This is a genomic window from Lysinibacillus sp. FJAT-14745 (genome assembly GCF_001275675.1).
GTDB lineage: Bacteria > Bacillota > Bacilli > Bacillales_A > Planococcaceae > Lysinibacillus.
In genome coordinates, this window is the sequence record NZ_LITM01000009.1 from 54,994 (window position 1) to 77,763 (window position 22,770).

Consider the following 22,770-nt stretch of genomic DNA (forward strand, 5'->3'; position numbering starts at 1 on the left):
TAAGTATATAAAGAGGGAGTCGCATTTCCAGCGACTCCCTCTTGTCATATCTTTAATGATGAAAACAAGCGCTCTTGCATCTTCTCCTCAAAGGAAAACCTTTTCATACTCATACCGACTAAGCTAATAAGTAATTCCTCAATATCTACAAGCGAATAAAAAAGGAACGTTCCTTCTCGCATTGGGCGAACTCTCTTATCGACTGCGAGTTCATCCCCAATAAAGTAAGCTACATTTACGTTACAATGTTCCATTAATTGCGTAATGCGCTGATCATCATCTGGATTAATAAAAAACGGCACAATTTTATCAATATATAAAATACTTTGCACAAGTTTTATGAAGAAATTTTCACGAAGTGAAGTTTCCACAACTAATATAGTTGTTTTCTCATGCTGATAATCCATATATAATACATTTAATTGCTCGTCTAATAATTGCTTTAGAATATTTATAGAATTCCTATATTTTGTCATATCCGTTTGAATTTCTCTCGTTAATAAACGTAGAATTCGAAAGGCAGGTAAAAATATTTTTAAAACAATTTCTTTAGGATGTAAATGATCTATTAATTTATTAAAGTAGACTCTTAAGCTGTTTTCGTCACAGCGAATTAATTGTTCTATAAATAAGTTAAAAATTTCTTCAAAGCTGTTAGCACGATAATCGATCATTTTCGAAATTTTCACACTATAATTCAAAGGTAAAATCATAGACTTTTGTTCATCCAATAGCTTAACTTTAGGTAACGTTGGGAATAAATCATAGACAAGTTCTACTTGTGCACTTCGATTATCAGATAGTTGAACGAGTGAGTTGACAGGATAAATCCCTAAGCACTCTACAAATTTGTGCATAAATTTCTCGTTATATAAATGTCGATCACGATATAAAACAGCTAACGCATCTGTTGCAGCATATCCCGAATGATATACTCGCTTTGATGTCATTGCTGAATAAACATCAATAATTTGCAGTAATTGAACTCCGTCACACATTTCATCCTCACATAGCCGATTCGGATAACCTTGACCGGCAAAGCGCTCATGATGATCACGTGCGAAATAGGCAATATCCTCTTCCCCATTTTCTATAAGCATCTCAAAACCTTTAGTCGTATGAGTTTTAACAATGTCAAACTCATCTTCTGATAATTTTCGTTTTAAATTTAATATTTCTTGTGGAATAAACACCTTCCCAATATCGTGGAACAAATAGCCCCTTGCTAGTGTTTCAATATCTGTTAAACCTAAATAACGTGCAAAAATTGTACCTAAAATGAAAACATCAAATGAATGAACAAATGAATATTCATCCCATTCTTTTAATCGCATGAGTAATTCATAGCGATGTCTTTTTTCTAAAATTTGTTCAAAAACACCTCGTACATAAGCAGTATCTTGGATGCTTTTTAAAATTTGACCATAGCGTAATTCATGCACAACATTCTCTAATGTAGTCATAAAAAGGTTACTTACTGTATCTTTATATTCATCTACCTCATCCTTTTTATCCAATAATGGTGCAAACACATCCTCGAAATCCCTTGTACGCTGAACACTTAAATCATGCACAATTCGGACTGAATCAGTTGGTAAATATACAGATAATTCGTCTACTTTTCTAAGTTTAAGTAAGGCAATAATTCGTTCAGTTAAAACTAGATCTTTTTTAGCTAGTAAACGATAATCAGAAAATATATCTTCAGCTACAATATCATTTGCTTCAACTTCATCAATACTTAACGTCACTTTTCTTAGCATATTTTCTGCCACATACGCAATGTTCAAGCATTATGTGACTCCCTCCTTCTTCGATAAGACTGCGTTGTTCATCAATTATGCCACGGCATAATTGCGTCCGGAATCAGCTTAACTTCTTTCGCATATGTAACTGACGTTTCACTTACGTTACAAAAACATTTATAGCTGAAGCTTTGCTTTCGCTACAGAAAATATTTGGCTGAAAGTAGTTAAAATGCTTTTGCTGATAGAGGCTTATTTTACATTTTATATGTATGTCAAATTTATATAAATTGGCCTAGTTTCAATGGGTACGAAACGTATAAGTAATACAAGAATAGTATCAATTATGCCTCGACATAATTGCGTCTATATCATTTACAATATCATAGATTAAAATGCCTTTTCAACTAGTTTATGGTACTCGAATGAATAGTTACTACTATGTTTATGTTAAAAACTATTTTAAAATTAGTAATTTATATCTAACGCATTCCTTTAACAACAGCTATTAATTTGAAACCAAAAAGATATAAGGTCCTATATAAAGGATTGAAAAGTGTATTTTTATAATTTATAGTTAAATTTATCTCATAAATAATATTTCTGTAAATTATAAAAGATTAATCAATTTGTCCTAATACTATTAGCAAACATTCAATAAAAATATACAAACATTACCATTTTGGAAAAATAACTACTCATTTTTACATTCTGGAACATTGGAAATTGATCATTTTTATGTATTTTACCCAACTTTTGTCTCACCACAAAAGTCGGAGATGACATTTGTTATACGTATTTTAATTGATATATAGGATTAGAAATAAGTCCTCTGTCCCTAAACAGATGATCGTTCGACCCTGAAAGCACCCTAGTTGGATAATATCTACTCCATGTTGATGAACAAGCCATTTTCCCATGTTAATTTTTAGCAGTATAAAATTTCCTCTATTCTCAGCTTCATCATTTTGATATAAATAAAGTATTATAGTTAATCATATATGTTAAATAACAATAATTTAACAATTAATAGAGGTTCCAACCTATTACATTCAGCCCATTGTAATAGGTTGATCCCAGCTATAAAAATTTTTTATTTACTTTGGAGGAAATTATTTGAAGACCCATCGTTTTTATCACATCGCAATGGCATCAGCACTAGCAACAAGTGCTATTGTAATTGCCCCACAAGCAAATGCTGCATCGGTGTTCCCCGATATAAATGCGTCAACTGAGGAAGGCAAAGCTGTTATTAACTTAGCCCAACGTGGCATTATATCAGGCTACCCAGATGGGACATTTAAACCTGCGAATCCTATTACTCGTACACAAGCTGCGAAAATTTTAGCTGGTATTTTAAAGCTAGATACGGTTCATGTAAAAAATCCTAATTTTAAGGACATAAAACCTGGAGATGCAAATTATGGTGCGATTGCTGCTTTAGCAAATGCAGGTATTATTAGTGGATCCAATGGCTATTTCTACCCAACTAAAAATATTACACGTGGACAAATGTCAAAAATGATTGTGAAAGGTTTTCATTTACCAATTACAAACGGCATTTCCATTCCTTTCGAAGATGTCAATGAAGGCAGTGAATACGAACCATATATAAAAACGCTATTTGCCAACAACATCACAAAAGGTACAACTCCTACTACCTTTGGACCACAAACCAATGTAAAACGCTCCCAGTTAGCACTTTTTGTTGTTCGTGCTGAAAAAGCTCAAGGCAACACTACAGTTTTTGCTAGTCAATTTAAGCAAGATTATATCTTTGCTTCTTATGGCGGCATTAAGCCTGCAGAGGATATCTTTACATGGAGTGAAGATGAAGAAGATTATACGAGCGAGTCCATTACAATTAAACCGCTAAAAGAAGGTACAGGAAAATTAGTTATTACGGGCTTTAAGGATGATTCTGAAGAATTTATGGATTTCTTTTACTTAGTACATGTGAAAAACGTAAATGGAAAGCTACAAACAACACTTGAAAAAGTGAAAGAAGAGGATTATGTAGAAGACTCACCGCTCAACTTAATGGAAAGCGATTTAAAATTTGTCCCTACAGAGGTAAGTATTCAAACTGCGGATGGTCAAGCCTTATCCCCTAATTTATATAGTTTTAAATCAACGAATAATTCAGCTACACTTTCTATCTTTAAAAACGGGCAATATATTCTGACTTTCACGAATGGTACTCAACAACAAACGATGGCTGCTGATGTTGATACGTATGATTTTGTGCGTAGTATTGATTTGTATCAAGTTACAGATGAGTTAACATTTTCGAGTAACAAACTATCGTTCGAGCCAACACAAGTTGCCTTAGAAAAATTTAATTCTGAACCAGCAGCTGTGAAAGCTTCAATAAAGGAAAAGAATGTAAATGTTACACCATTAGCAGAAGGTCCCGCAATTTTACATATTACAGGTAAAAATGGTGAAACTGCTTACCTGTATATTGAATTTCTAAAAATCGCTAATAAATGGGTTGCTCGTTACGATTTTGTGGATGATCCAGAAGAATATTAATAAATTGTAGTGTAAAAAAGTAAAATGCCAGAAGATCAATATTAATGGTCTTCTGGCGTTTTTTCTTGATCAGCACTTGTTCTTAACTGAAATTCAGGCGTTCTCTCAAGCTGTTCGATAAATTTTTTAGTCTTAAAACGAATTCCTGTTTGCTCCTCATAAATTGTAGTAATTATTTTTTTTATAAAATATTTTGTTTCTTTTTTCAATTCTAATTTCCCAATCTGATCAATCGGAACTGTATAGAACATTCGGATAAGCTTAAGCTGGGTCGGTGTTAATCGAATGATATAAGGATCATGCTTATAACAACGATGACACAAAAAACCTCCCTGCACAAAAGAAAACGCAAATTCACCGTCTACGGCACCACAAGAAGCACAAGCATGTAATATAGGTTGTACACCTGTATAAGGTAGCATTTTCCATTCTACGAACAATGTAATCGCCTCGGGGTCATAACCTTCCTCAATTGCTTGTAATGCTTGAAGGAGCACATCAAATGCAAGTGGCTCAGTTTTCCCCTCTTCTACTACACGCTCGACAAGTTCCATTATATAACTTGCATAGGCCGTTGCCATTATATCCTCGCGAATATGACGCATAGAATTAAGGTGCTCACCTTGTTGCAATGTCCCCATACCAGTATGATGCTGTACCATAAACATGCCATACGTAAATGGCTGTGTCACAGATGCTAATCTACTGGAAGGCTTCTTCGCTCCTCGAGCCATCGTGGCAACCTTTCCTGCTTCTCTCGTTAGTAATGTTACAATTTTATTTGATTCTCCGTAGGCACGCACCTTTAGGACAATTCCTTCCCATTTATGAAGCATCGATCCCCCTCTTTTCTACATGCTATGCATGAAAATAGAGCTGTCCAATAAATTATTGGACAGCTCCATATAAAACTACAGCGACAAATAGGAATGTTGGTAAGTTGCTTTGTAGCTTATCCTATTAATATTCATCATCACGGAAACCGAAGTCACGTAAATGTGTTGATTTATTTCGCCAATCCTTTTGTACCTTTACCCAAAGCTCTAAATACACTTTTGAACCAAGAAGCATTTCAATATCTTTTCTTGCACGTATCCCTACTTCTTTCAGTAGCGCTCCACGTTTACCAATGACAATCCCTTTTTGAGAATCCCTTTCCACGATAATCGTTGCTGCTACACGAATTTTATCTTCATTTTCTTCATCACGGCGAATTTTATCAATAACAACAGCAATGGAATGAGGAATTTCTTCACGCGTTAAATGTAACACTTTTTCACGAATTAACTCTGAAATAATAAAACGCTCAGGATGATCTGTTACTTGATCAGCTGGATAATATTGTGGACCCTCTGGTAAATATTTCGTTAATGTTGTTAATAAATTTTCTACATTATTCCCTTGCAACGCTGAAATCGGAACTATTTCCGCAAAGTCATAACGCTCTTTGTAGCTTTCAATAATTCCTATTAATTCATCAGGATGAATTTGATCGATTTTATTAATTACTAGGAAGACCGGCGTTGGATTACCCGCCAGCATTTCAAGGATGAATTCATCACCCTTCCCAAGTTTCTGCTCTGCATTTACCATGAACATAATAACATCCACTTCACGCAATGTATTTTTAGAAACCTTTAGCATAAAATCCCCTAGCTTATGTTTCGGCTTGTGGATTCCTGGTGTATCAATAAAAATCATTTGGCTATCATTTGTTGTTAGTACACCTTGTACTTTATTTCGTGTTGTTTGTGGTTTATCACTCATAATCGCAATTTTTTGACCAATGACACGGTTTAAAAATGTTGATTTCCCTACATTTGGTCGACCGATTATGGAGATAAAACCTGACTTGTAGCCAGTATTATTTTCCAGCATTCTCTAAATCCTCCGTTGTAAATGCAAACGGTAGTAATTCGCCTACAGACGTTACCGTGACATCACCTTTTAAGTTTGTTAAATATACAGGCATAGATGGTTTGCAAAATTCCATCATCACTTGACGACAAGCTCCGCATGGTGCACATGGTCCATCCGTATCAGCTACAATAGCGATCGCCTCAAAATCATAAATACCTTCTGACACAGCTTTGAAAAAGGCTGTACGTTCAGCACAATTGGTCATACTATAGCCCGCATTTTCAACATTGCAGCCATGAATAACCTCTCCATCTTTCGTTAAAATCGCCGCGCCAACTTTAAATTTTGAATAAGGTACATAAGCCTTTTCTCGCGCTTTTTTTGATTCTTCTAGTAATGCATGCATATCAATTGTCATTAACGTTCACCTCTACATAAAAAATAGCTCACCACCATAACGTGGGTTGATTTCCGTTCCGGCTGGGCGCTTTCCTGGGGGCGTCCGATGAGCCGCTTCGCTTGCGCTCCAGGGTCTCGGGCCAACACGATGTTGGTCACGAAGGCGTTATCACAGGATGTGATGCTTTTAGCCTTCGTTCCTCTATTGCTGATCCCCAAGGAGTCGCCCAGCCTCCACTTCAATCAACTTATAGCATGGATTAACAAATGTCCTCACTTAACTTTTGGTGACGAGCCTAATAATCATAATTATCCAGCACAACTGCCACTATTTCATGACCGATTAATAGTAATATCAAAACCATTTCGGTATAAATATGAGTAATCCGATTATAGCACTGAATATCGCAAATACAAGTACTGCGCCTGCTGCAAGATCTTTAGCCTGCTTAGCAAGTGGATGGATGGTAGGTGAAGCTAAATCTACTACTCGTTCAATTGCAGTATTTATCATTTCAAGTACTAACATTATTGCTATTATTAGCAACACAATATACCATTCTATACGTGATAAATCCGTAAAATAGCCAGCAATCAAAGCTATTCCAGCACTTAGCAAATGGGACTTGAAATTTTGCTCAGTCCAGGCTGTCATGATACCTTTAAAGGCATACCCAAAAGAGCGTACGAATTTGCGAAAATCCATTTATTCTCGTCCTAAGCCGAAAGATTGTAAAATCTCATCCTGCTTACCGAACATCACCTTTTCATCTTCTGGCTCCATATGATCATAGCCAAGTAGATGTAAGAAACCATGAACCGCTAAAAAGCCTAATTCTCGCTCAAATGTATGCCCATATTCCTCTGCTTGTTCTTTTGTACGATCCGTTGAAATAATAATATCTCCTAAGACACGAGGCATCCCTTCAAATGTTACTTCCATTTCTCCCTCACCTAATTCCTCCAGGGCAAACGAGATAACATCTGTCGGTTGATCCTTGTCACGATATTCTCGGTTTATTTCTTGAATCACTTCATTTGTAACAAACGTCACTGATACTTCTGTTTCCGGTTCAATATTCTCTAGTTTCGCTGCATGCTGTAAAAGCTTTTCAACAAGCTCCATATGTTCAGCAGCCACTACATTTGTTTCATCTGTAAAATCAATTGTTAAAATCATAGATCCTCCTACTTATCTGCCTTTGGATATTCAATTCGTGAGTGAAAAATTCCATTCAACGTTTCACAAAGTACTCGCTCTATACATTTTAACTCTTTTATTGAAATATCGCATTCATCAAATTGATTGTCTTGTACTCGATCATCAATAATTGCTCGAACCAACTTTTGAATTTTCTCTGCATTCGGTTCCTTCATCGATCGGACCGCTGCCTCAACACTATCTGCAACGCTAATAACTGCCGCTTCCTTTGTTTGTGGTTTCGGACCTGGATATCTGTACATTGTATCATCGAAACATTTTCCTTCTTCCTTCGCTTTAAAGTAGAAGTATTTTAACAGACTAGACCCGTGATGCTGCAAGGCAATATCGATAATTTCCTGCGGCATCTTATAACGTTTTAGCATTTCAGCCCCGTCAGTTGTATGCGCGATTATAATTTCCGCACTTTTTTCTGGGGACAATGAATCATGTGGGTTAATTCCAGACATTTGATTTTCGATGAAAAAGGCAGGTCGTTTTGTTTTACCAATATCATGATAATAACATCCTACACGAGCTAGTAATCCATCCGCTCCTATTTCCTCACATGCTGCTTCTGCTAAGTTCGCCACCATTACACTATGATGATATGTTCCCGGAGCCTCCATTAGTAATTTTTTCAGCAATGGATGGTTTGGGTTCGATAATTCAATTAAACGCAACGACGACAATAAACTAAATGCTGATTCAAAAAATGGTAAAAGCCCCATTGTAAGAGCCCCTGAAAATAGAGCAGATATTATTGCCGCTATAAAGTAAAACATCAACTCTGGCATACCATAGGAAGATTGTGTCATCAGTAAATAAAATGCGATAAACGACATATTTACTAGCCCTATGACACCTACAGCATGTAGAATATGCGAACGCTTTTCTACACTGCCCAAAAAGAATAAGCTCGCAAAGCCTCCAAAAATTATATACAATGTAATTTCCATCTGCATGACAGATGAATAACCCTCTTGAAAAATAACACCCGCAGATGCCGCTGTCATAACCGTAATAAGTATCGCAGCACGATCATCCGCTAATAACCGTACAAGCATTGTTGCCAAAGCTGTTGGGAAAAGGAAAGCAACAGTAACATCGAAGCCACCTGAAACTAGGCTTATAAATTTCATCAGCAGGATGGATAAACTATACACAATTACTGTTACCAACAAGGCATTCCGTTTCTTGTGTTCATCTATATCCCAACGTTCAAATAAAACAAACATGAACATCATTTCTAGAAGGATTAAAATAATCAGCCCTGCAATCGGTTTCATCGATGCCTTATTACTCACCATACCAAGAAGCTCTAATTGACGAAACGCCTCATTATCAATAATTTGACCTTCCTGTACGATAATTTGGCCTTGAAGAATTCGAGTTGGTTCTACCGAATCCTTCGCTTGTTCCTTTCGAATTTTCGTTTGTTCTTCGTTTATCGTCTCGTTTTCGATAATACTCGTACGTCCAATTAAAACTACCGTATTAAATATTTTATCTGGGTAGCCTCGTTGTCCACGAATTTTTGCCTCAAAATCATTTTGAGACGCAAACACATTTTCTGATCGAATGGATTTTTGTAAATATTCCTGCACGAGTTTTGATAGTTGCGTACTTGTTCTTTTTAAATCTGCTTCACTTTGTACTAACAAACCTTCTAGCTGTGAATCAGTAAAGATGATTGGCATTTGCTCTGAATCTATTGATTCAAACTTTTTTCGGAGCTGCGCCACTTGGTCGGCAATCGGAATAGGTTCTTTGCTACTCTCAACATCCGCCTTTACGTCAAGAACATAATCAAATAAAGAGGTTACAATCGCAGCTCGCTGTTTAGCAACATCCGCAGAAAATTGATAGACTGGTTCAACCGCATTTGTTGCTTTTTCTCGTTCCTGCTGTGTTTTATAAGTATCTTCTATCGTTTTTGTAGATCGTACTGTTTCAGGCGCTAGTTGTAATGGTTTAAAATCATATGTAACACCTTTAACATTGCCATACATAAAAGCAAATTGTAGGGCTCCTGTTAAGATGAGAACGACAATTAAAAAGTAGCGGAAGCCAATAAGTTCTGTAAATTTTTTTAATTGTTTCTGCATCTGGCACCTCCTCTATCTATCTACTATCATACCAATTCAAAAAACATTTTTCCCGAAAAATGTATAAGAAAGAAAAAAAACAGCTATACAATTTGTATAGCTGTCACAAATTTTTCCATTTTCCAACCATTTTCATGTTTGTTAAATTTTATATTTATCGCTTTACTTTCGGTGTAGACTTTAAATTTAGTCCCACCTGAGGTCACTTCGCTTTCGGTGCAGACTTTTAAACCCCGTTGCACCTGACGCTTCGCTTTCGGTGCAGACTTTTTTAAACCAGTTGCACCTGCCGTTACGTTTCACTTCACTTTCGGTGCAGACTTTAGAATTGCGCTTTGCGCAATTCTAAAGTTGCTGTTCTTCGTAGGCTTTGATGATTTTTGCTACGATTGGGTGGCGTACTACATCGCCTTGTTCTAAAATTTGGAAATGTATAGATTTTACATATTTTAGTGTGCGTTCGGCCACAATTAATCCAGATTCTGTATTTTTTGGTAGATCAATTTGTGTTTTGTCGCCGGTAATGACCATTTTTGAGCCAAAGCCTAGTCGCGTTAAAAACATCTTCATTTGTTGATGTGACGTATTTTGAGCTTCATCTAAAATGACAAAGGCATCGTCTAATGTACGGCCACGCATATACGCTAAAGGTGCAATTTCGATTGTGCCTCGTTCAATGAGTCTTTGAGTTTGTTCTGACCCATATATATCGTTTAAAGCGTCATAAAGAGGACGTAAATACGGATCTACCTTTTCCTTCAAATCCCCCGGAAGAAAGCCTAGAGACTCGCCTGCCTCTACTGCAGGGCGTGTTAAAATAATACGCTTAACGTGCCCGTTTTTTAGCGCCTGTGTTGCCATGACTACCGCTAAATACGTTTTCCCAGTACCAGCTGGTCCGATACCAAAAACAACGTCTTTATGACGGATTGCTTGTATGTATTCTCGTTGACCTATTGTTTTTGCACGAATAGGCTTTCCTTTCGTCGTGCGAGCTATTTCTTCATCATAAAGTTCTGCAAAATATTCAATCGTTCCTTTTTGTGTCATTTCAATAGCTGTTGCAACATCACGCTGATCAATATTAATTCCTTTACGAATGACCTTTAAAAGAGCATGTAAAAGGAATGTCGCTTGTTCCTTTGCATCCTCTTCACCAGCAAGCTGAATTTGTTCACCACGTGTAATGATGTGAACGTGTAGAGCCTCTTCGATTAATTTCATATTTGCATCGGAAATTCCGAGTAGCATAACCGCTTCGTTTGGATTATCCACTTGTAATACAGTTAAATGTTCTGACATAATCATTCTCCTTGTGGGCCTTGTATTGGACTGGCTATGTTTTCATTGACTAAAAATAGAACTTTCCCTTCAACTGTACCATTCCCCCACTTTACCTGTAAAAGGTTTTCTTTTTTTATAACCGTTTTCGCAGGTAATGAACGTAGTACCTTTTCATGAAGCAATGGGATGAGCAATGAATCTATTTTAGATTCATCAAGCTCTACTTGTATTTTTTTAGTGTACTGCTCCTCAACAATTGAAACATATGGATCGAGCCAATTAGGTAATTCTTTCTTTTGCACATAGTCAACTTTTTCTTTTTCTTGATGAATGCCTTTCACTAATACACGCCACTGCTTCTGTTGTAGCGTTTCCATCGTTAGCTTTCTTGGAATTTTAAATGAGCATTCGAGCCAATAGTCAGCGTAGACCTCTCCCTTTGCCCCAACAAAGACTTGATCTTCACCACTTTCAATTACACCACTTACGAGAACATCTCCTTCATAAGCAGTATCGTTGACTGAAATTTTCCGTTCTCCATTTTGAATATTAAAGTGAGTAATAACACCACTTTTTGTTGCCACTAAATGTGTCGCTAATTTTTCATTCGTTTGTTTTGATTGTTTCGGGGACTCCTGAGGTCGTAAAATTACACGGCCACCATGCTTTTCAATATGCACCCACGAAAGATCTCGATGCCCTTCTAGTAGCTTCTGACGAATGACAGCATCTGAAGGTAAGTCTTTTTTAGAAATGGGTGTTTCTAATTGAAATGTATCTTCAAAGGTCTTTCCTAGACGTTCCTCTAACTCTGGTGTTGCCGCCTCAATATCAATACGCCAAATAATCTGTGCACATAGCAATGGAATTAATATCATCAACGCTAGGCCAAGCAAAGTCCAAAGCTGCGCTCGAAAAACTTTTAGTTCATCAGCATAATAGACAGCCATTTTAAGTCGGTAACGCCTGCGTACACGGCGAATCTTTGGTAGATAATGCATAGTTGTTTCAAAAGCAACCTCTTGCTCACGAAAGACAATCCGCTTTAATGGCACATGGTGTGCATGCAATGCTTGAATAAAAGGATGAACATTTTCATGGCGCTTTATACGTATGATAATTGGCCGATTATTCCACATTATCGTTCACACCCATATCTTTTGTCATTTTCATATGAAGCTCCTGTAAATCCTCTACAGAAAGATGAAGCATTTCTTCTTTAAGAGCATTAATTTCCACTGATTTTCCACGCACAGTAATATGGTAATCTGCATAGATAAAAGAGCATGATGAAGCATCAGCATGTAGAAAACGATATGGCCCAATGATTTTTAATGTTTCATATTGTAATAATTCCATTAGTGGCGTTAATTGAAATAGTTTTCTCATAAAAAAATGCCTCCTTCTTCGGCAATATATGCATCGAAAAAGGAGGACATGCTAGTTATTTTCTTTTTGCTTTTGGAGGACCTAAAACTTCTGCCATTACAACAGCCTGCATTAATGATTTTTTTGATCTTGGTAATTGAAAAGCCGATTGTGATTCAGCTACTCCCACAACTTTTTTCCCAGCTGCCAAACGACCGTTACTTTCTCTATTCGTAGTACGACTCATTTTCTCAGTTGGGATTAACGGTGGTGCTACATAGCTTTGATTTTCTTTATTTACTGTTTCTTCGACAATTTTTTTCGGCTCTTCAACTTTTGGCTGTTCATTTTTCCATTCACCTATAAATTCACGCGCAAAATCCTCAAAGCTCTGTGGTTTAGAAGTAGGACGTTGCGTTGGAGTCATCTCTTCTTTTTTTACAACAGGAGGCTCAACATGTGAATCCTTATTGAAAGGAGGCATTGGTTTTTGTTCTTTCTTTTTTGATTTACCGAAAATAGAGCTGACTATGGCAATTATCGCAAATATAATTAATTGTTCCATTTATTAGTACCGCTCCTTTCAGTTTTTTATTCGTTAGGTTCATTTGATTCTGTTTTATCTGAGCTTACTTTAGAAATGGAGTCTCTCATAGCTGTATCTGCTTGAATGTTGCGGTAGTTCATGTAGTCCATAATACCAAGATTACCTGAACGTAGAGCTTCTGCCATTGCCTGTGGTACTTCAGCTTCTGCTTCTACTACTTTTGCCTTCATCTCTTGTACGCGTGCAATCATTTCTTGCTCGTTCGCTACAGCCATTGCACGACGTTCTTCAGCTTTCGCTTGGGCAATGTTTTTATCAGCCTGTGCTTGTTCAATTTGTAATTCAGCACCAATGTTTTTGCCGATATCAACGTCTGCAATATCGATCGATAAGATTTCAAATGCTGTCCCAGAATCTAAGCCTTTTGCTAATACTGTTTGGGAAATCATATCAGGATTTTCAAGAACTGTCGTATGACTAGTGGCGCTACCAATTGTAGAAACGATCCCCTCACCTACACGGGCAATAACCGTTTCTTCACCAGCACCACCGACTAAACGTTCAATGTTTGCGCGCACTGTAATACGTGCCTTCGCTTTTACTTCAATCCCGTTCATAGCAACACCTGCAATAAATGGTGTTTCAATCACTTTCGGGTTAACAGACATTTGTACCGCTTCTAACACATCACGTCCAGCTAAATCAATTGCCGCACAACGTTCAAATGTTAACTCAATATTTGCACGATGGGCCGCGATTAACGCATTTACTACACGGTCAACATTACCACCTGCTAAATAGTGACTTTCAAGTTGATTGATTGTTACAGGTAAACCTGCCTTATGCGCTTTAATTAATGGATTTACAATTCGTGATGGGACTACACGACGTAAACGCATACCGATTAATGTGAAAATACTAACGCGGACACCTGCAGCAAGTGCAGAAATCCACAGCGCCACTGGTACAAAGGTAAAGAATACCGCGACAACAATGAATAATAAGACTAGCCCTACAATTGGACCTATTAAAGCTAAATCAAATCCCATTTGTTATTCCTCCATCTCTTTTTCTGTTTGTCTCACAACTATACGTGAGCCCTCTACTTTAATAATTTCTACATGTTTCTCGGCATCAACATAGCCACCTTCCGATACTACGTCAATGCGTTCACTACCAAATAGCATTGTACCTGCTGGACGAAGTGGTGTAATCGTTGTACCCACTTTTCCGAGCAGCTCTGTGCGATTCACGTTAGATACATAGCCATCTTCCGTCGTTGTCGCATCCATCAAGACTAGCTTGTTTAAAACATGCAATTTTTTACCGAAAAATTTCATCAGGATCACCATTCCTATTATCGCTACAATAAGCGCAATGAATATCGCTATAATCATTTGCATCATGTTCGCACCTGCCAGTATTAGACTTAGTAATATTAGCACACCACCTAAAATACCAACTATACCTCCGGGGACAAAAAATTCCGCAATAACAAGCGCCAAGCCTACAATAAATAAAAGTAATGTTTCATAACCTGCCAAGCCTGCCACCATATGACCGAAGAAAAATAATCCAAGTGCTGACAATCCCATTATACCTGGAACACCAAAACCTGGCGAATATAGCTCAACTACAAGTCCCAAACTTGCAATCGACAATAAAATCGGAACTATAATCGGATTCGTAATAAAACGAGCAAGTTTTTCAGAAAAAGTAGGCTCAATTGAAACGATATCACTACCATTTAATTGCGTTACTTTTAAAAGATCTTGGAAATTCGAAACCGTTCCATTAGAATATCTAACCTTTTCTGCCTCCGAAGCAGAAAAGGTTAATAAATGCCCTTCTCCTGCTCGAAATTCCGGTAAATCAACAGATGCATCAGCCATTGCTCGTGCATATTTCGGATTGCGTTTTTTCGATTCTGCAGCTGCCTCCATTTGAGCAACCCATGCACTATGAGCCTTTAAGTCTGCCGCATTTCCTGCTGAGTCAATAACTGCAGCCGCCCCGATCGTCCCATTTGGCACCATATAGATTTCATCCGCATGTAAGGCTAAAAAGGCACCTGCAGAATGCGCGTCTTTGTTAATATACGCAATCTTACGTATATCTGTAGCATCCATAAGCATAGCAATATCACCGGCTGCATTCACGAAACCGCCAGGCGTATGAATGTCTAAAATAATCGCCTTTGCATCGTTTTCTTCCGCCTCTTTAAAAGCTCGTTCTAAAAATGCGTGAAGTCCTCGTTCTACTTCATTATGAATAGGTATGTGGTAGACCTTATTACTTGCAAAAGCCGACGTTATTGGAAACGCTAACAAAAATGTCATCCAAATAACTAATAAATAGCTGAGGATTCTTCGTCTTCGCATCTTTTTCCCTCCCCTCTAACATGCTTCTCTTCTGTATATACGGCTGATTAACCAAAAAGTTTCATAAATCCTAATAATTATATTATACAGTGAATTTTTCATTTACGGGGCTTTAATAACCGAATATAGAATCAGTATATAACATAAAAGCCGAATGAATCTCAGGGATCACATTCGGCTTCTCCAATATGTACGTAAATTTGAGAGCTTATAGTAAAATACCTGAAATTAATCGGCATGCGATTAATTTCAGGTATATTTTTGTCTGCTCAGTGAATCATACAATTGCGTGTTATGAACGTAGGGATTTTTAATGGGAAATTAAATTACCACTTACGTTTACGTGCAGCTTCTGATTTCTTTTTACGTTTTACGCTAGGTTTTTCGTAGAACTCGCGCTTTCTAACTTCTTGAATTGTACCACTTTTTGATACAGTACGTTTGAAGCGGCGAAGAGCATCTTCAAGCGATTCGTTTTTGCGAACGACAGTTTTTGACATCTCTCTTTCCCTCCCTCCGAACACACGTCAATACACAAATAGGTATATAACCATCTGCTGTGTACTAAAGAATTATAACGTATTGTCTAAAAATGGTCAATAGAAAGTGTACGAATAAATCTGATGAATTTTTGGTTTTATTTCTTTAGGAATTTCCAGCTTACTTTTTGAACACAATAAATATGTCTTTCTAAAAATTAAAGGTTTACAAAAAATAGAATATGGGCGTAGAATAATCACATTCAATTATATATTCGCCAAATCTCAATTATTTATGAGAACGGAGGACCCAGTATTTTGGGGTTAATTCTGCATTTGCAGAAGGAATGAGAATCTCTTTCGCCATTCTACCCGTCAGCTAACTTCGTCGGCTCAAGCGAAGGAGGTCATATTAGACCACCATTAGTTAGTATGTTTATTTTTATGCCTACATAATCTTGAAACATACAATAAACAGTTGGTCTTTTTATTATGTCAATTTAACATTTTATAGGTGAATTCAAAACATTGAGGAGAGTAAGATGAAAACTGTTAAAAATAAATTAAATCCTCCTAAAATACTTGTGCTGGGCTTTGCAACTATTATCCTTATTGGAGCGTTTTTGTTAACACTTCCTATTGCAACGGAGAATGGTGAGGGACTGTCATTCTTAAATGCCTTATTTACCGCCACTTCTGCCACGTGTGTAACAGGACTTATTGTTGTAGATACTGGCGATACATTTTCTGTCTTTGGAGAATTAGTTATTTTATTTCTTATCCAAATTGGTGGATTAGGCTTTATGACGTTTGCAACATTAGTATTTTTACTATTAGGAAAAAAAATTTCCTTAAAAGAAAGACTTTTATTAAAAGAAGCCTTCAATAATATTACAATGGCTGGTCTTGTTAAACTGGTTAGAAGGATACTACTATTTACTGCACTAATTGAATTAATAGGTGGTTTAATTTTATCTATCCGTTTTTCGTTCGATATGCCTGTAGGTAAAGCTATATACTTTGGCTTCTTTCATTCCATCTCGAATTTTAATAACGCTGGATTTGATATAATGGGAGGCTTTAATGGGTTGACCAAATATGTAGACGACCCGTTTATCGTTTTAACAATTTGCGCTCTTATTACAATTGGTGGCCTAGGGTTTATCGTCATAAATGAACTCTATGAATATCGGGAAACAAAACGCCTTTCCGTACATTCAAAAATTGTATTAACTACAACGCTTATTTTAACAGTTGGATCTACGATTTTAATTTTCTTATTTGAATATGGAAATAGTAAAACCCTTGGACCTTTGTCTGAATGGGGCAAAGTTCTTGGTTCATTATACCAAGCTGTTACCCCAAGGACTGCAGGCTCTAATACCCTTTCTATAGGAGATTTAACACAATCTACACTATTTTTAATCATCTTGCTGATGTTCATTGGAGCAGGTTCCGGTTCCACTGCTGGGGGAATAAAAATAACAACCTTCGCGCTTTTAATTGCTACGATGTGGTCACAAATTAGAGGTAAAGAAGATGTTGTCCTCTTTAGACGTAGAATAGTTAACGAAACAATTTTTAAAGCTTTAACAGTGACAATGTGTGGAATGATGATTGTTATATTCGTCACATTTGTCTTAAGTATTACCGAGCAAGGACATAATTTTATGATGTATTTATTTGAGGCCACCTCTGCTTTTGGTACAGTAGGACTATCGATGGGATTAACTCCTGAGCTATCACCTGGTGGTCGACTAGTCATCATACTTACAATGTTTGCAGGTAGATTAGGTCCATTAACTATTGCTTTTGCTATAGCAAAACGACGGAAATCTGAGGCATTCCGTCATCCTAAAGGAAATATTATGATTGGGTAATCACAATAAAGGAGAGTAGAGTGCAATGACGATCAAACAATATGCTGTAATTGGCCTAGGTAGATTTGGAACAAGTGTAGCTCGCAGATTACATGAAGCTGGCCAGGAAGTGTTAGGAATCGATATTAATGAGGAAAGAGTCGAAGATGCCGAACTATATGTTACACATGCAGTAGTCGCGGATACGACAGAAGAAAAAGCTCTTACCGCTTTAGGAATAGGCAATTTCGATTATGTCATCGTAGCAATAGGCAATGATATGCAGTCGAGCATTTTAACCGTATCATTATTAAAAGAACTCGGAATCAAAAAAGTAATTGCAAAGGCTCTTGGAAAAAGACACGGGCAAGTTTTAGATAAAGTAGGAGCTGACTGGATTATCTATCCTGAAAGAGATATGGGAGAGCGAGTTGCCAATCAGCTTCTCTCACCTAACATGCTAAACTATATTGAATTATCAAAAGAATACAGTATAGAAGAAATTATGATTCCTTCAAAGATGGCTGGACAAAATCTTCGAGATTTAGATCTTCGTGCAAAGTATAATGTAAGTGTCATTGCCATTGTTCGAGAAGGGGACATTATCATTTCTCCCTCCCCTGAGCAGCTTATTGAAAAAGAAGATTTATTAGTCATGATTGGTCATCGGAAGGATCTTGCTTTATTTGCAAATATTGAATAGTAATCAAATAGGCTGTGTCAAAAGGAATTTTCTTTTGACACAGCCTATTCACCTCTTTTAAAAGACCTTCTTGCTATCCCTATCGTCTTTTAAAATCTCTACCGCCTCTCTAAAACGTAGAGAATGGACGATCTCTCGTTCACGTAAAAATTTTAGGCTATCATTCAAATCAGTGTCATCAGATAAATCAATAATCCACTGATAGGTCGCTCGTGCCTTTTCTTCAGCTGCAATATCCTCATACAAATCAGCAATCGGATCCCCTTTAGCCTGAATATAAGTTGCCGTAAACGGTGATCCCGCTGCATTCTGATAAAATAATGCCCTGTCATGATTAGCATAGTGTTCTCCAAGTCCTGCCTCTTTTAGCATCTCTGGAGTGGCATCCTTCGTAAGTTTATAAACCATCGTGGCAATCATTTCTAAGTGAGAAAATTCCTCTGTTGCTATATCTGTTAACAAACCAACCACTTTATCGGGAATAGTATAGCGCTGGTTCATATATCGCAGTGCTGCTGCTAATTCTCCATCTGCACCACCATACTGCTCAATTAAATATTTAGCTAGCATAGGGTTACAAGTACTCACTCTAACTGGATACTGGAGCTTCTTTTCATAATACCACAAAAGTAATTCCTCCTAGTTACTCATAATCAATTATACCTCGGCATAATTGCATCCGGAATCGGCTCTGTGCTTGCACAAAGAACTCCCAAAACATTTGTAGCTGACGCGTTGCTTTCGCTACTTAAACAATTGCTGAAAGAAGTTAGACTTGCCATGGCCAAGGTGTATCAATCCAATTAAAAGGATAATTTGAATAACTTCTCCCAAAATTCATAAGCGGACCAAATTTTTGCTCAAATTCAACCTTAAGTCGCATACTTATTTCAGTGTTTTCATTAAATTGCTGAATAGCATCATAATCGTGAGGATGAGTATCTAAATAAAGATTCAATTCCACTATTACAAAATCAATGGCTTGTATTTCTTCAAGTAGCTTATAAAATTCGGGTGGCATCTTTTTACTCATTCTTTATCCCTCCTTCTTGAGGATTTGGATAGGGGCTAAATAATTGAGGCCATAAAGTGCCAGATCTGAGAGCTTCTGTAGGGGTTTGATATTGTGGTAGCCCAGGCGGTTGAAAACCTATATATAATTGGGGCGGTGTAGAAAAGCTTTTCACCCTTATAGGTGGACATGGATCGAACGGGCTAATAAAAGGCTTCCAATATTTATATTGCGTAAACATTGTATCCTCCCTTCTGTAATCAATTACATCAGTGGAGTATATGAGGTAGATTAAATTATTATTCAGACTAGTGTTAAGCTGTTAATGGCTTGCTCAAACTAAACGTAAAAGATCGCATGTCATAGGTAATAACTCCCTTGACAAGATCAATGCGAACACAAAATACAGCTCGCATTTTGAAAAACACGAGCTGTATTTTGTACTTATTATGCATTTTAGTTCCATTGAAACTATAAAGAAAAATTTAACCGAAATCTTTATATATTTACACCTACAAAATATCCTATAGAAATAAAAATAATTACCCACGTCAAAGCTCCAAAACAAGCAAAAGCAAGGTAAGTCCTTAACTTCATCTGGGTTATTCCAGACATGTAACTTGTTACATGTCTAATACCTGGAACATAATATCCTATAATTATTGTCCATGGTCCAAATCGATGAAACCATCGTTCAACTTTAGTAAATCGTTTATTATTGAGACCAATCCATTTTCCATATTTTAATATTATAGGTTTCCCTAATTTATTTCCAATTAAATAGCTAATGATCATACCAGTAGATGAGCCAAGAAAGCTTAAAAGTATACTCAATGGAAGGCTTAAATGCCCCTCATGGCACATAAATCCCACAAACGTCATCAAAATCTCATCGGGAATGGGTAAGCCAATTATCCCTAAAGATAAAAGTAAAAATATAGCAAGATATCCATATTGACTTATAAAACTACTTATGATTTCCACGGATAGTTTCTCCTTTTTTAGTACAATTCGTTACCTTTATCATCAAACATCATATATTCCCCATTTTTTTTGCAATTAAAACCCTGGAATGATTATTAATAACGGAGAGGCAATTAAGATTTAATAATAGTAATAACGGATGATTGACCCATTAATTCTACGCATTTAATCTTTCTATGTTATCGATGTTACTAGGTTATGTAAGAATTTGGTTCGTATCTATACAATGTTCTTATAAAGAAAAAATTAATCAGTCCAATAATCAATTTAGCACTTTTTAAATAGTATAGATTTTATATTTATAAAACCATAAAAATAATAAAATTCCTCCCTATCATTTTTGCAATTACTATTCATAATACATCAACTACAATGAGTTAAAAAGAGGGGTTTTATGGATGAAACAATTACAATATATCAATTGGTTAAAATTTTTGATATAAATCATCACTAATTAAGGGAATTTATCAACTTGCTCAAATTTTAACTTCTTTCAGCGGATGTCACGGAAATGGGATAGGAATTCTTTGTGCATGCACAAAACCGATTCCGGATGCATTGTTTATCTGCGAGTCAGCAACCAATGTTTTCTGTAGCGAAAGTGAAGCGTCAGCAACTAATGTTTTCTGTAGCGAAAGCGAAGCGTCAGCAACTAATGTTTTCTGTGCGAAAGCGAAGCGTCAGCAACTAATGTTTTCTGTGCGAAAGCGAAGCGTCAGCAACAATTATGCCGAGGCATAATTGTTGCTGAGGGATTTCAATTGTGGGGATTAAAGAAGAAGTTACGACACACGAATTGTACAATAAAAAATTGTAAACATGGACATGGGGCTAGTCCATATTGAACAGCCCCGAAATATTTACTATAAGTATTTTTTATTACTATTAATAATTAGAATCTGCGATTAATCCGTTCATAATAGCTACACCAGAGCTTGCTCCGATACGAGTTGCCCCAGACTCAATCATCTTTTTCATATCCTCTAGGCTTCGTACACCACCAGAAGCTTTTACACCTAAATCCGGGCCAACTGTTTTACGCATTAAAGCAATATCTTCTGCTGTTGCGCCTCCAGTAGAAAAACCAGTTGATGTTTTTACATAATCAGCACCTGCTGCAACAGCTAGCTCACATGCTTTTACTTTTTCTTCCTCAGTTAGAAGGCAAGTTTCAATAATTACTTTTACAAGTGCACTGCCTTTTGCCGCTTCAACAACTGCAGCAATATCAGCTTGCACAAGGCCATAGTTTTTATCCTTTAATGCACCGATATTTATAACCATGTCTACCTCTTGAGCACCGTTAGCAATTGCATCTTTCGCCTCGAATGCTTTAACAGCTGGCGTGTTAGCACCTAAAGGGAAGCCAATTACTGTACAAACTAAAACATCTGAGCCTTGTAAAAGCTCGCTGCTATAATTTACCCAAGTTGGATTTACACAAACAGAAGCAAAGTTAAACTGTTTTGCCTCTGCACATAGTTTTTCAATTTGCTCTTTAGTTGCTTCAGCCTTTAATAATGTGTGATCAATCATACGCGCGAAATTTTGTTCCATTTTTATTAGACTCTCCTTCTATCAACAAGTTGTACGTACCTCTCTCGCATCATAACATTTTTTCACGTTGCCGTCTAATTTTGAATGCAATTAGATGAATTCTAACTATTGTAGAAACTAATTCATTATGCCTCGGCATAATTGCATCCGGAATCGAGTTTGTGCTTGCACATTCGATTCCGCGACTTCACTTCTCGCGGGTATTCGCTTTGCTTCCGCGGGTATTCCCTTCGCTTTCGCGGATATTCCCTCTGCTTCCGCGGGTATTCGCTTCACTTTCGCGGGTATTCCCTCTGCTTCCGTGGGTATTCGCTTCGCTTCCGCGGGTATTCGCTTTGCTTCCGCGGGTATTCCCTCTGCTTCCGCGGGTATTCGCTTCGCTTTCGCGGGTATTCGCTTTGCTTCCGCGGGTATTCGCTCTGCTTCCGCGGGTATTCGCTTTGCTTCCGCGGGTATTCACTCTGCTTCCGCGGGTATTCGCTTTGCTTCCGCGGGTATTCCCGCTGCTTCCGCGGGTATTCGCTTCGCTTTCGCGGGTATTCCCGCTGATTCCGCGGGTATTCCCTCTGCTTCCGCGGATATTCCCTCTGCTTCCGCGGGTATTCCCTCTGCTTCCGCGGGTATTCCCTCTGCTTCCGCGGGTATTCCCTCTGCTTCCGCGGGTATTCACTTCGCTTTCGCAGGTGTTTAGTCACCCACTGAAAGAAGTTAAAAAAGAACAAAACACCGTCCAAAGTTTGAACGGTGT

Annotated in this window: 23 protein-coding genes and 1 riboswitch; of the genes, 3 read left to right on the forward strand and 20 right to left on the reverse strand. The window is 37.3% G+C overall.

From position 1 onward, the window contains the following. Positions 1-44 precede the first annotated feature (44 nt). Positions 45-1,790, reverse strand: coding sequence for an HD-GYP domain-containing protein (locus tag AMS59_RS15515; RefSeq protein ID WP_234007819.1), 1,746 nt, complete (start codon positions 1,788-1,790; stop codon positions 45-47). Between the two features lie 1,071 nt (positions 1,791-2,861). On the opposite strand from AMS59_RS15515, the gene AMS59_RS15520 reads away from it, so the two are divergent. Then, a complete protein-coding gene (locus AMS59_RS15520; protein ID WP_053484650.1) occupies positions 2,862-4,280 on the forward strand; it encodes an S-layer homology domain-containing protein in 1,419 nt (472 codons plus the stop codon). 41 nt (positions 4,281-4,321) lie between these two features. Here the strand turns inward: AMS59_RS15520 and recO are convergent, their stop codons facing one another. The 13 genes from recO to rpsU all read right to left on the reverse strand — a co-directional run bounded on the left by recO (position 4,322) and on the right by rpsU (position 15,928). Beyond that, positions 4,322-5,116: a DNA repair protein RecO gene (recO, locus tag AMS59_RS15525; RefSeq protein ID WP_053484651.1), complete on the reverse strand. Its 795-nt coding sequence runs from the start codon at positions 5,114-5,116 to the stop codon at positions 4,322-4,324. Positions 5,117-5,240: 124 nt separating this feature from the next. Continuing rightward, the gene (gene era / locus AMS59_RS15530) at positions 5,241-6,158 is read right to left on the reverse strand and encodes a GTPase Era (protein WP_053484652.1); all 918 of its coding nucleotides are present in this window, start codon (positions 6,156-6,158) and stop codon (positions 5,241-5,243) included. Further along, on the reverse strand, positions 6,145-6,558 hold the full coding sequence (locus AMS59_RS15535) for a cytidine deaminase (protein WP_082337537.1): 414 nt from the start codon (positions 6,556-6,558) through the stop codon (positions 6,145-6,147). The genes era and AMS59_RS15535 overlap by 14 nt, the downstream gene beginning before the upstream one ends. A 336-nt stretch (positions 6,559-6,894) precedes the next feature. Next, the gene (locus tag AMS59_RS15545) at positions 6,895-7,245 is read right to left on the reverse strand and encodes a diacylglycerol kinase family protein (RefSeq protein WP_053484654.1); all 351 of its coding nucleotides are present in this window, start codon (positions 7,243-7,245) and stop codon (positions 6,895-6,897) included. Beyond that, positions 7,246-7,719 carry an rRNA maturation RNase YbeY gene (gene ybeY, locus AMS59_RS15550; RefSeq protein ID WP_053484655.1) on the reverse strand — a complete coding sequence of 158 codons (474 nt, stop codon included), beginning with the start codon at positions 7,717-7,719 and terminating at the stop codon, positions 7,246-7,248. Between the two features lie 8 nt (positions 7,720-7,727). Next, on the reverse strand, positions 7,728-9,848 hold the full coding sequence (locus AMS59_RS15555) for an HD family phosphohydrolase (protein ID WP_053484656.1): 2,121 nt from the start codon (positions 9,846-9,848) through the stop codon (positions 7,728-7,730). Between the two features lie 345 nt (positions 9,849-10,193). Beyond that, on the reverse strand, positions 10,194-11,150 hold the full coding sequence (locus AMS59_RS15560) for a PhoH family protein (protein ID WP_053484657.1): 957 nt from the start codon (positions 11,148-11,150) through the stop codon (positions 10,194-10,196). A 2-nt stretch (positions 11,151-11,152) separates the two neighbouring features. After that, the gene (locus tag AMS59_RS15565; protein ID WP_053484658.1) at positions 11,153-12,271 is read right to left on the reverse strand and encodes a sporulation protein YqfD; all 1,119 of its coding nucleotides are present in this window, start codon (positions 12,269-12,271) and stop codon (positions 11,153-11,155) included. Beyond that, the gene (locus tag AMS59_RS15570) at positions 12,261-12,521 is read right to left on the reverse strand and encodes a hypothetical protein (protein ID WP_053484659.1); all 261 of its coding nucleotides are present in this window, start codon (positions 12,519-12,521) and stop codon (positions 12,261-12,263) included. The genes AMS59_RS15565 and AMS59_RS15570 overlap by 11 nt, the downstream gene beginning before the upstream one ends. A gap of 55 nt (positions 12,522-12,576) precedes the next feature. Beyond that, positions 12,577-13,065, reverse strand: coding sequence for a hypothetical protein (locus AMS59_RS15575; protein ID WP_053484660.1), 489 nt, complete (start codon positions 13,063-13,065; stop codon positions 12,577-12,579). Between the two features lie 26 nt (positions 13,066-13,091). Continuing rightward, positions 13,092-14,096, reverse strand: a complete 1,005-nt coding sequence (floA, locus tag AMS59_RS15580) for a flotillin-like protein FloA (protein ID WP_053484661.1) — start codon at positions 14,094-14,096, stop codon at positions 13,092-13,094. A 3-nt stretch (positions 14,097-14,099) separates the two neighbouring features. Beyond that, on the reverse strand, positions 14,100-15,428 hold the full coding sequence (locus AMS59_RS15585; RefSeq protein ID WP_053484662.1) for a nodulation protein NfeD: 1,329 nt from the start codon (positions 15,426-15,428) through the stop codon (positions 14,100-14,102). A 326-nt stretch (positions 15,429-15,754) separates the two neighbouring features. Continuing rightward, positions 15,755-15,928: a 30S ribosomal protein S21 gene (gene rpsU / locus AMS59_RS15590; RefSeq protein WP_004227078.1), complete on the reverse strand. Its 174-nt coding sequence runs from the start codon at positions 15,926-15,928 to the stop codon at positions 15,755-15,757. Positions 15,929-16,173: 245 nt separating this feature from the next. Further along, positions 16,174-16,316: riboswitch (cyclic di-AMP (ydaO/yuaA leader) on the forward strand. Positions 16,317-16,449: 133 nt separating this feature from the next. Here rpsU and AMS59_RS15595 point away from each other — a divergent pair. Both AMS59_RS15595 and AMS59_RS15600 read left to right on the forward strand, forming a co-directional pair. After that, positions 16,450-17,787, forward strand: a complete 1,338-nt coding sequence (locus tag AMS59_RS15595; protein ID WP_053484663.1) for a TrkH family potassium uptake protein — start codon at positions 16,450-16,452, stop codon at positions 17,785-17,787. A gap of 25 nt (positions 17,788-17,812) precedes the next feature. Then, the gene (locus AMS59_RS15600; RefSeq protein WP_053484664.1) at positions 17,813-18,469 is read left to right on the forward strand and encodes a TrkA family potassium uptake protein; all 657 of its coding nucleotides are present in this window, start codon (positions 17,813-17,815) and stop codon (positions 18,467-18,469) included. A gap of 57 nt (positions 18,470-18,526) precedes the next feature. Here AMS59_RS15600 and AMS59_RS15605 read toward each other — a convergent pair whose 3' ends face one another. From AMS59_RS15605 to AMS59_RS25360, 6 genes are all read right to left on the reverse strand, one after another. After that, positions 18,527-19,096, reverse strand: a complete 570-nt coding sequence (locus AMS59_RS15605) for a manganese catalase family protein (RefSeq protein WP_053484665.1) — start codon at positions 19,094-19,096, stop codon at positions 18,527-18,529. 142 nt (positions 19,097-19,238) lie between these two features. Further along, a complete protein-coding gene (locus tag AMS59_RS15610) occupies positions 19,239-19,502 on the reverse strand; it encodes a spore coat protein CotJB (protein ID WP_053484666.1) in 264 nt (87 codons plus the stop codon). Next, the gene (locus tag AMS59_RS15615; protein WP_053484667.1) at positions 19,495-19,722 is read right to left on the reverse strand and encodes a spore coat associated protein CotJA; all 228 of its coding nucleotides are present in this window, start codon (positions 19,720-19,722) and stop codon (positions 19,495-19,497) included. The genes AMS59_RS15610 and AMS59_RS15615 overlap by 8 nt, the downstream gene beginning before the upstream one ends. 257 nt (positions 19,723-19,979) lie before the next feature. Then, on the reverse strand, positions 19,980-20,465 hold the full coding sequence (locus AMS59_RS15620) for a DedA family protein (RefSeq protein ID WP_053484668.1): 486 nt from the start codon (positions 20,463-20,465) through the stop codon (positions 19,980-19,982). 885 nt (positions 20,466-21,350) lie between these two features. Continuing rightward, a complete protein-coding gene (gene deoC / locus AMS59_RS15625; protein WP_053484669.1) occupies positions 21,351-22,022 on the reverse strand; it encodes a deoxyribose-phosphate aldolase in 672 nt (223 codons plus the stop codon). Between the two features lie 272 nt (positions 22,023-22,294). Then, positions 22,295-22,744 carry a hypothetical protein gene (locus AMS59_RS25360; protein ID WP_234007820.1) on the reverse strand — a complete coding sequence of 150 codons (450 nt, stop codon included), beginning with the start codon at positions 22,742-22,744 and terminating at the stop codon, positions 22,295-22,297. Positions 22,745-22,770: the final 26 nt, after the last annotated feature.

What these genes read in the sequence shown, in the direction of transcription:
- recO (WP_053484651.1), bottom strand. Translation starts at nt 5,116, where the DNA reads ATGCTTCATAAATGGGAAGGAATTGTCCTAAAGGTGCGTGCCTACGGA.
- era (WP_053484652.1), bottom strand. Translation starts at nt 6,158, where the DNA reads ATGCTGGAAAATAATACTGGCTACAAGTCAGGTTTTATCTCCATAATC.
- AMS59_RS15535 (WP_082337537.1), bottom strand. Translation starts at nt 6,558, where the DNA reads ATGACAATTGATATGCATGCATTACTAGAAGAATCAAAAAAAGCGCGA.
- AMS59_RS15545 (WP_053484654.1), bottom strand. Translation starts at nt 7,245, where the DNA reads ATGGATTTTCGCAAATTCGTACGCTCTTTTGGGTATGCCTTTAAAGGT.
- ybeY (WP_053484655.1), bottom strand. Translation starts at nt 7,719, where the DNA reads ATGATTTTAACAATTGATTTTACAGATGAAACAAATGTAGTGGCTGCT.
- AMS59_RS15555 (WP_053484656.1), bottom strand. Translation starts at nt 9,848, where the DNA reads ATGCAGAAACAATTAAAAAAATTTACAGAACTTATTGGCTTCCGCTAC.
- AMS59_RS15560 (WP_053484657.1), bottom strand. Translation starts at nt 11,150, where the DNA reads ATGTCAGAACATTTAACTGTATTACAAGTGGATAATCCAAACGAAGCG.
- AMS59_RS15565 (WP_053484658.1), bottom strand. Translation starts at nt 12,271, where the DNA reads ATGTGGAATAATCGGCCAATTATCATACGTATAAAGCGCCATGAAAAT.
- AMS59_RS15570 (WP_053484659.1), bottom strand. Translation starts at nt 12,521, where the DNA reads ATGAGAAAACTATTTCAATTAACGCCACTAATGGAATTATTACAATAT.
- AMS59_RS15575 (WP_053484660.1), bottom strand. Translation starts at nt 13,065, where the DNA reads ATGGAACAATTAATTATATTTGCGATAATTGCCATAGTCAGCTCTATT.
- floA (WP_053484661.1), bottom strand. Translation starts at nt 14,096, where the DNA reads ATGGGATTTGATTTAGCTTTAATAGGTCCAATTGTAGGGCTAGTCTTA.
- AMS59_RS15585 (WP_053484662.1), bottom strand. Translation starts at nt 15,428, where the DNA reads ATGCGAAGACGAAGAATCCTCAGCTATTTATTAGTTATTTGGATGACA.
- rpsU (WP_004227078.1), bottom strand. Translation starts at nt 15,928, where the DNA reads ATGTCAAAAACTGTCGTTCGCAAAAACGAATCGCTTGAAGATGCTCTT.
- AMS59_RS15595 (WP_053484663.1), top strand. Translation starts at nt 16,450, where the DNA reads ATGAAAACTGTTAAAAATAAATTAAATCCTCCTAAAATACTTGTGCTG.
- AMS59_RS15600 (WP_053484664.1), top strand. Translation starts at nt 17,813, where the DNA reads ATGACGATCAAACAATATGCTGTAATTGGCCTAGGTAGATTTGGAACA.
- AMS59_RS15610 (WP_053484666.1), bottom strand. Translation starts at nt 19,502, where the DNA reads ATGAGTAAAAAGATGCCACCCGAATTTTATAAGCTACTTGAAGAAATA.
- AMS59_RS15615 (WP_053484667.1), bottom strand. Translation starts at nt 19,722, where the DNA reads ATGTTTACGCAATATAAATATTGGAAGCCTTTTATTAGCCCGTTCGAT.
- deoC (WP_053484669.1), bottom strand. Translation starts at nt 22,022, where the DNA reads ATGGAACAAAATTTCGCGCGTATGATTGATCACACATTATTAAAGGCT.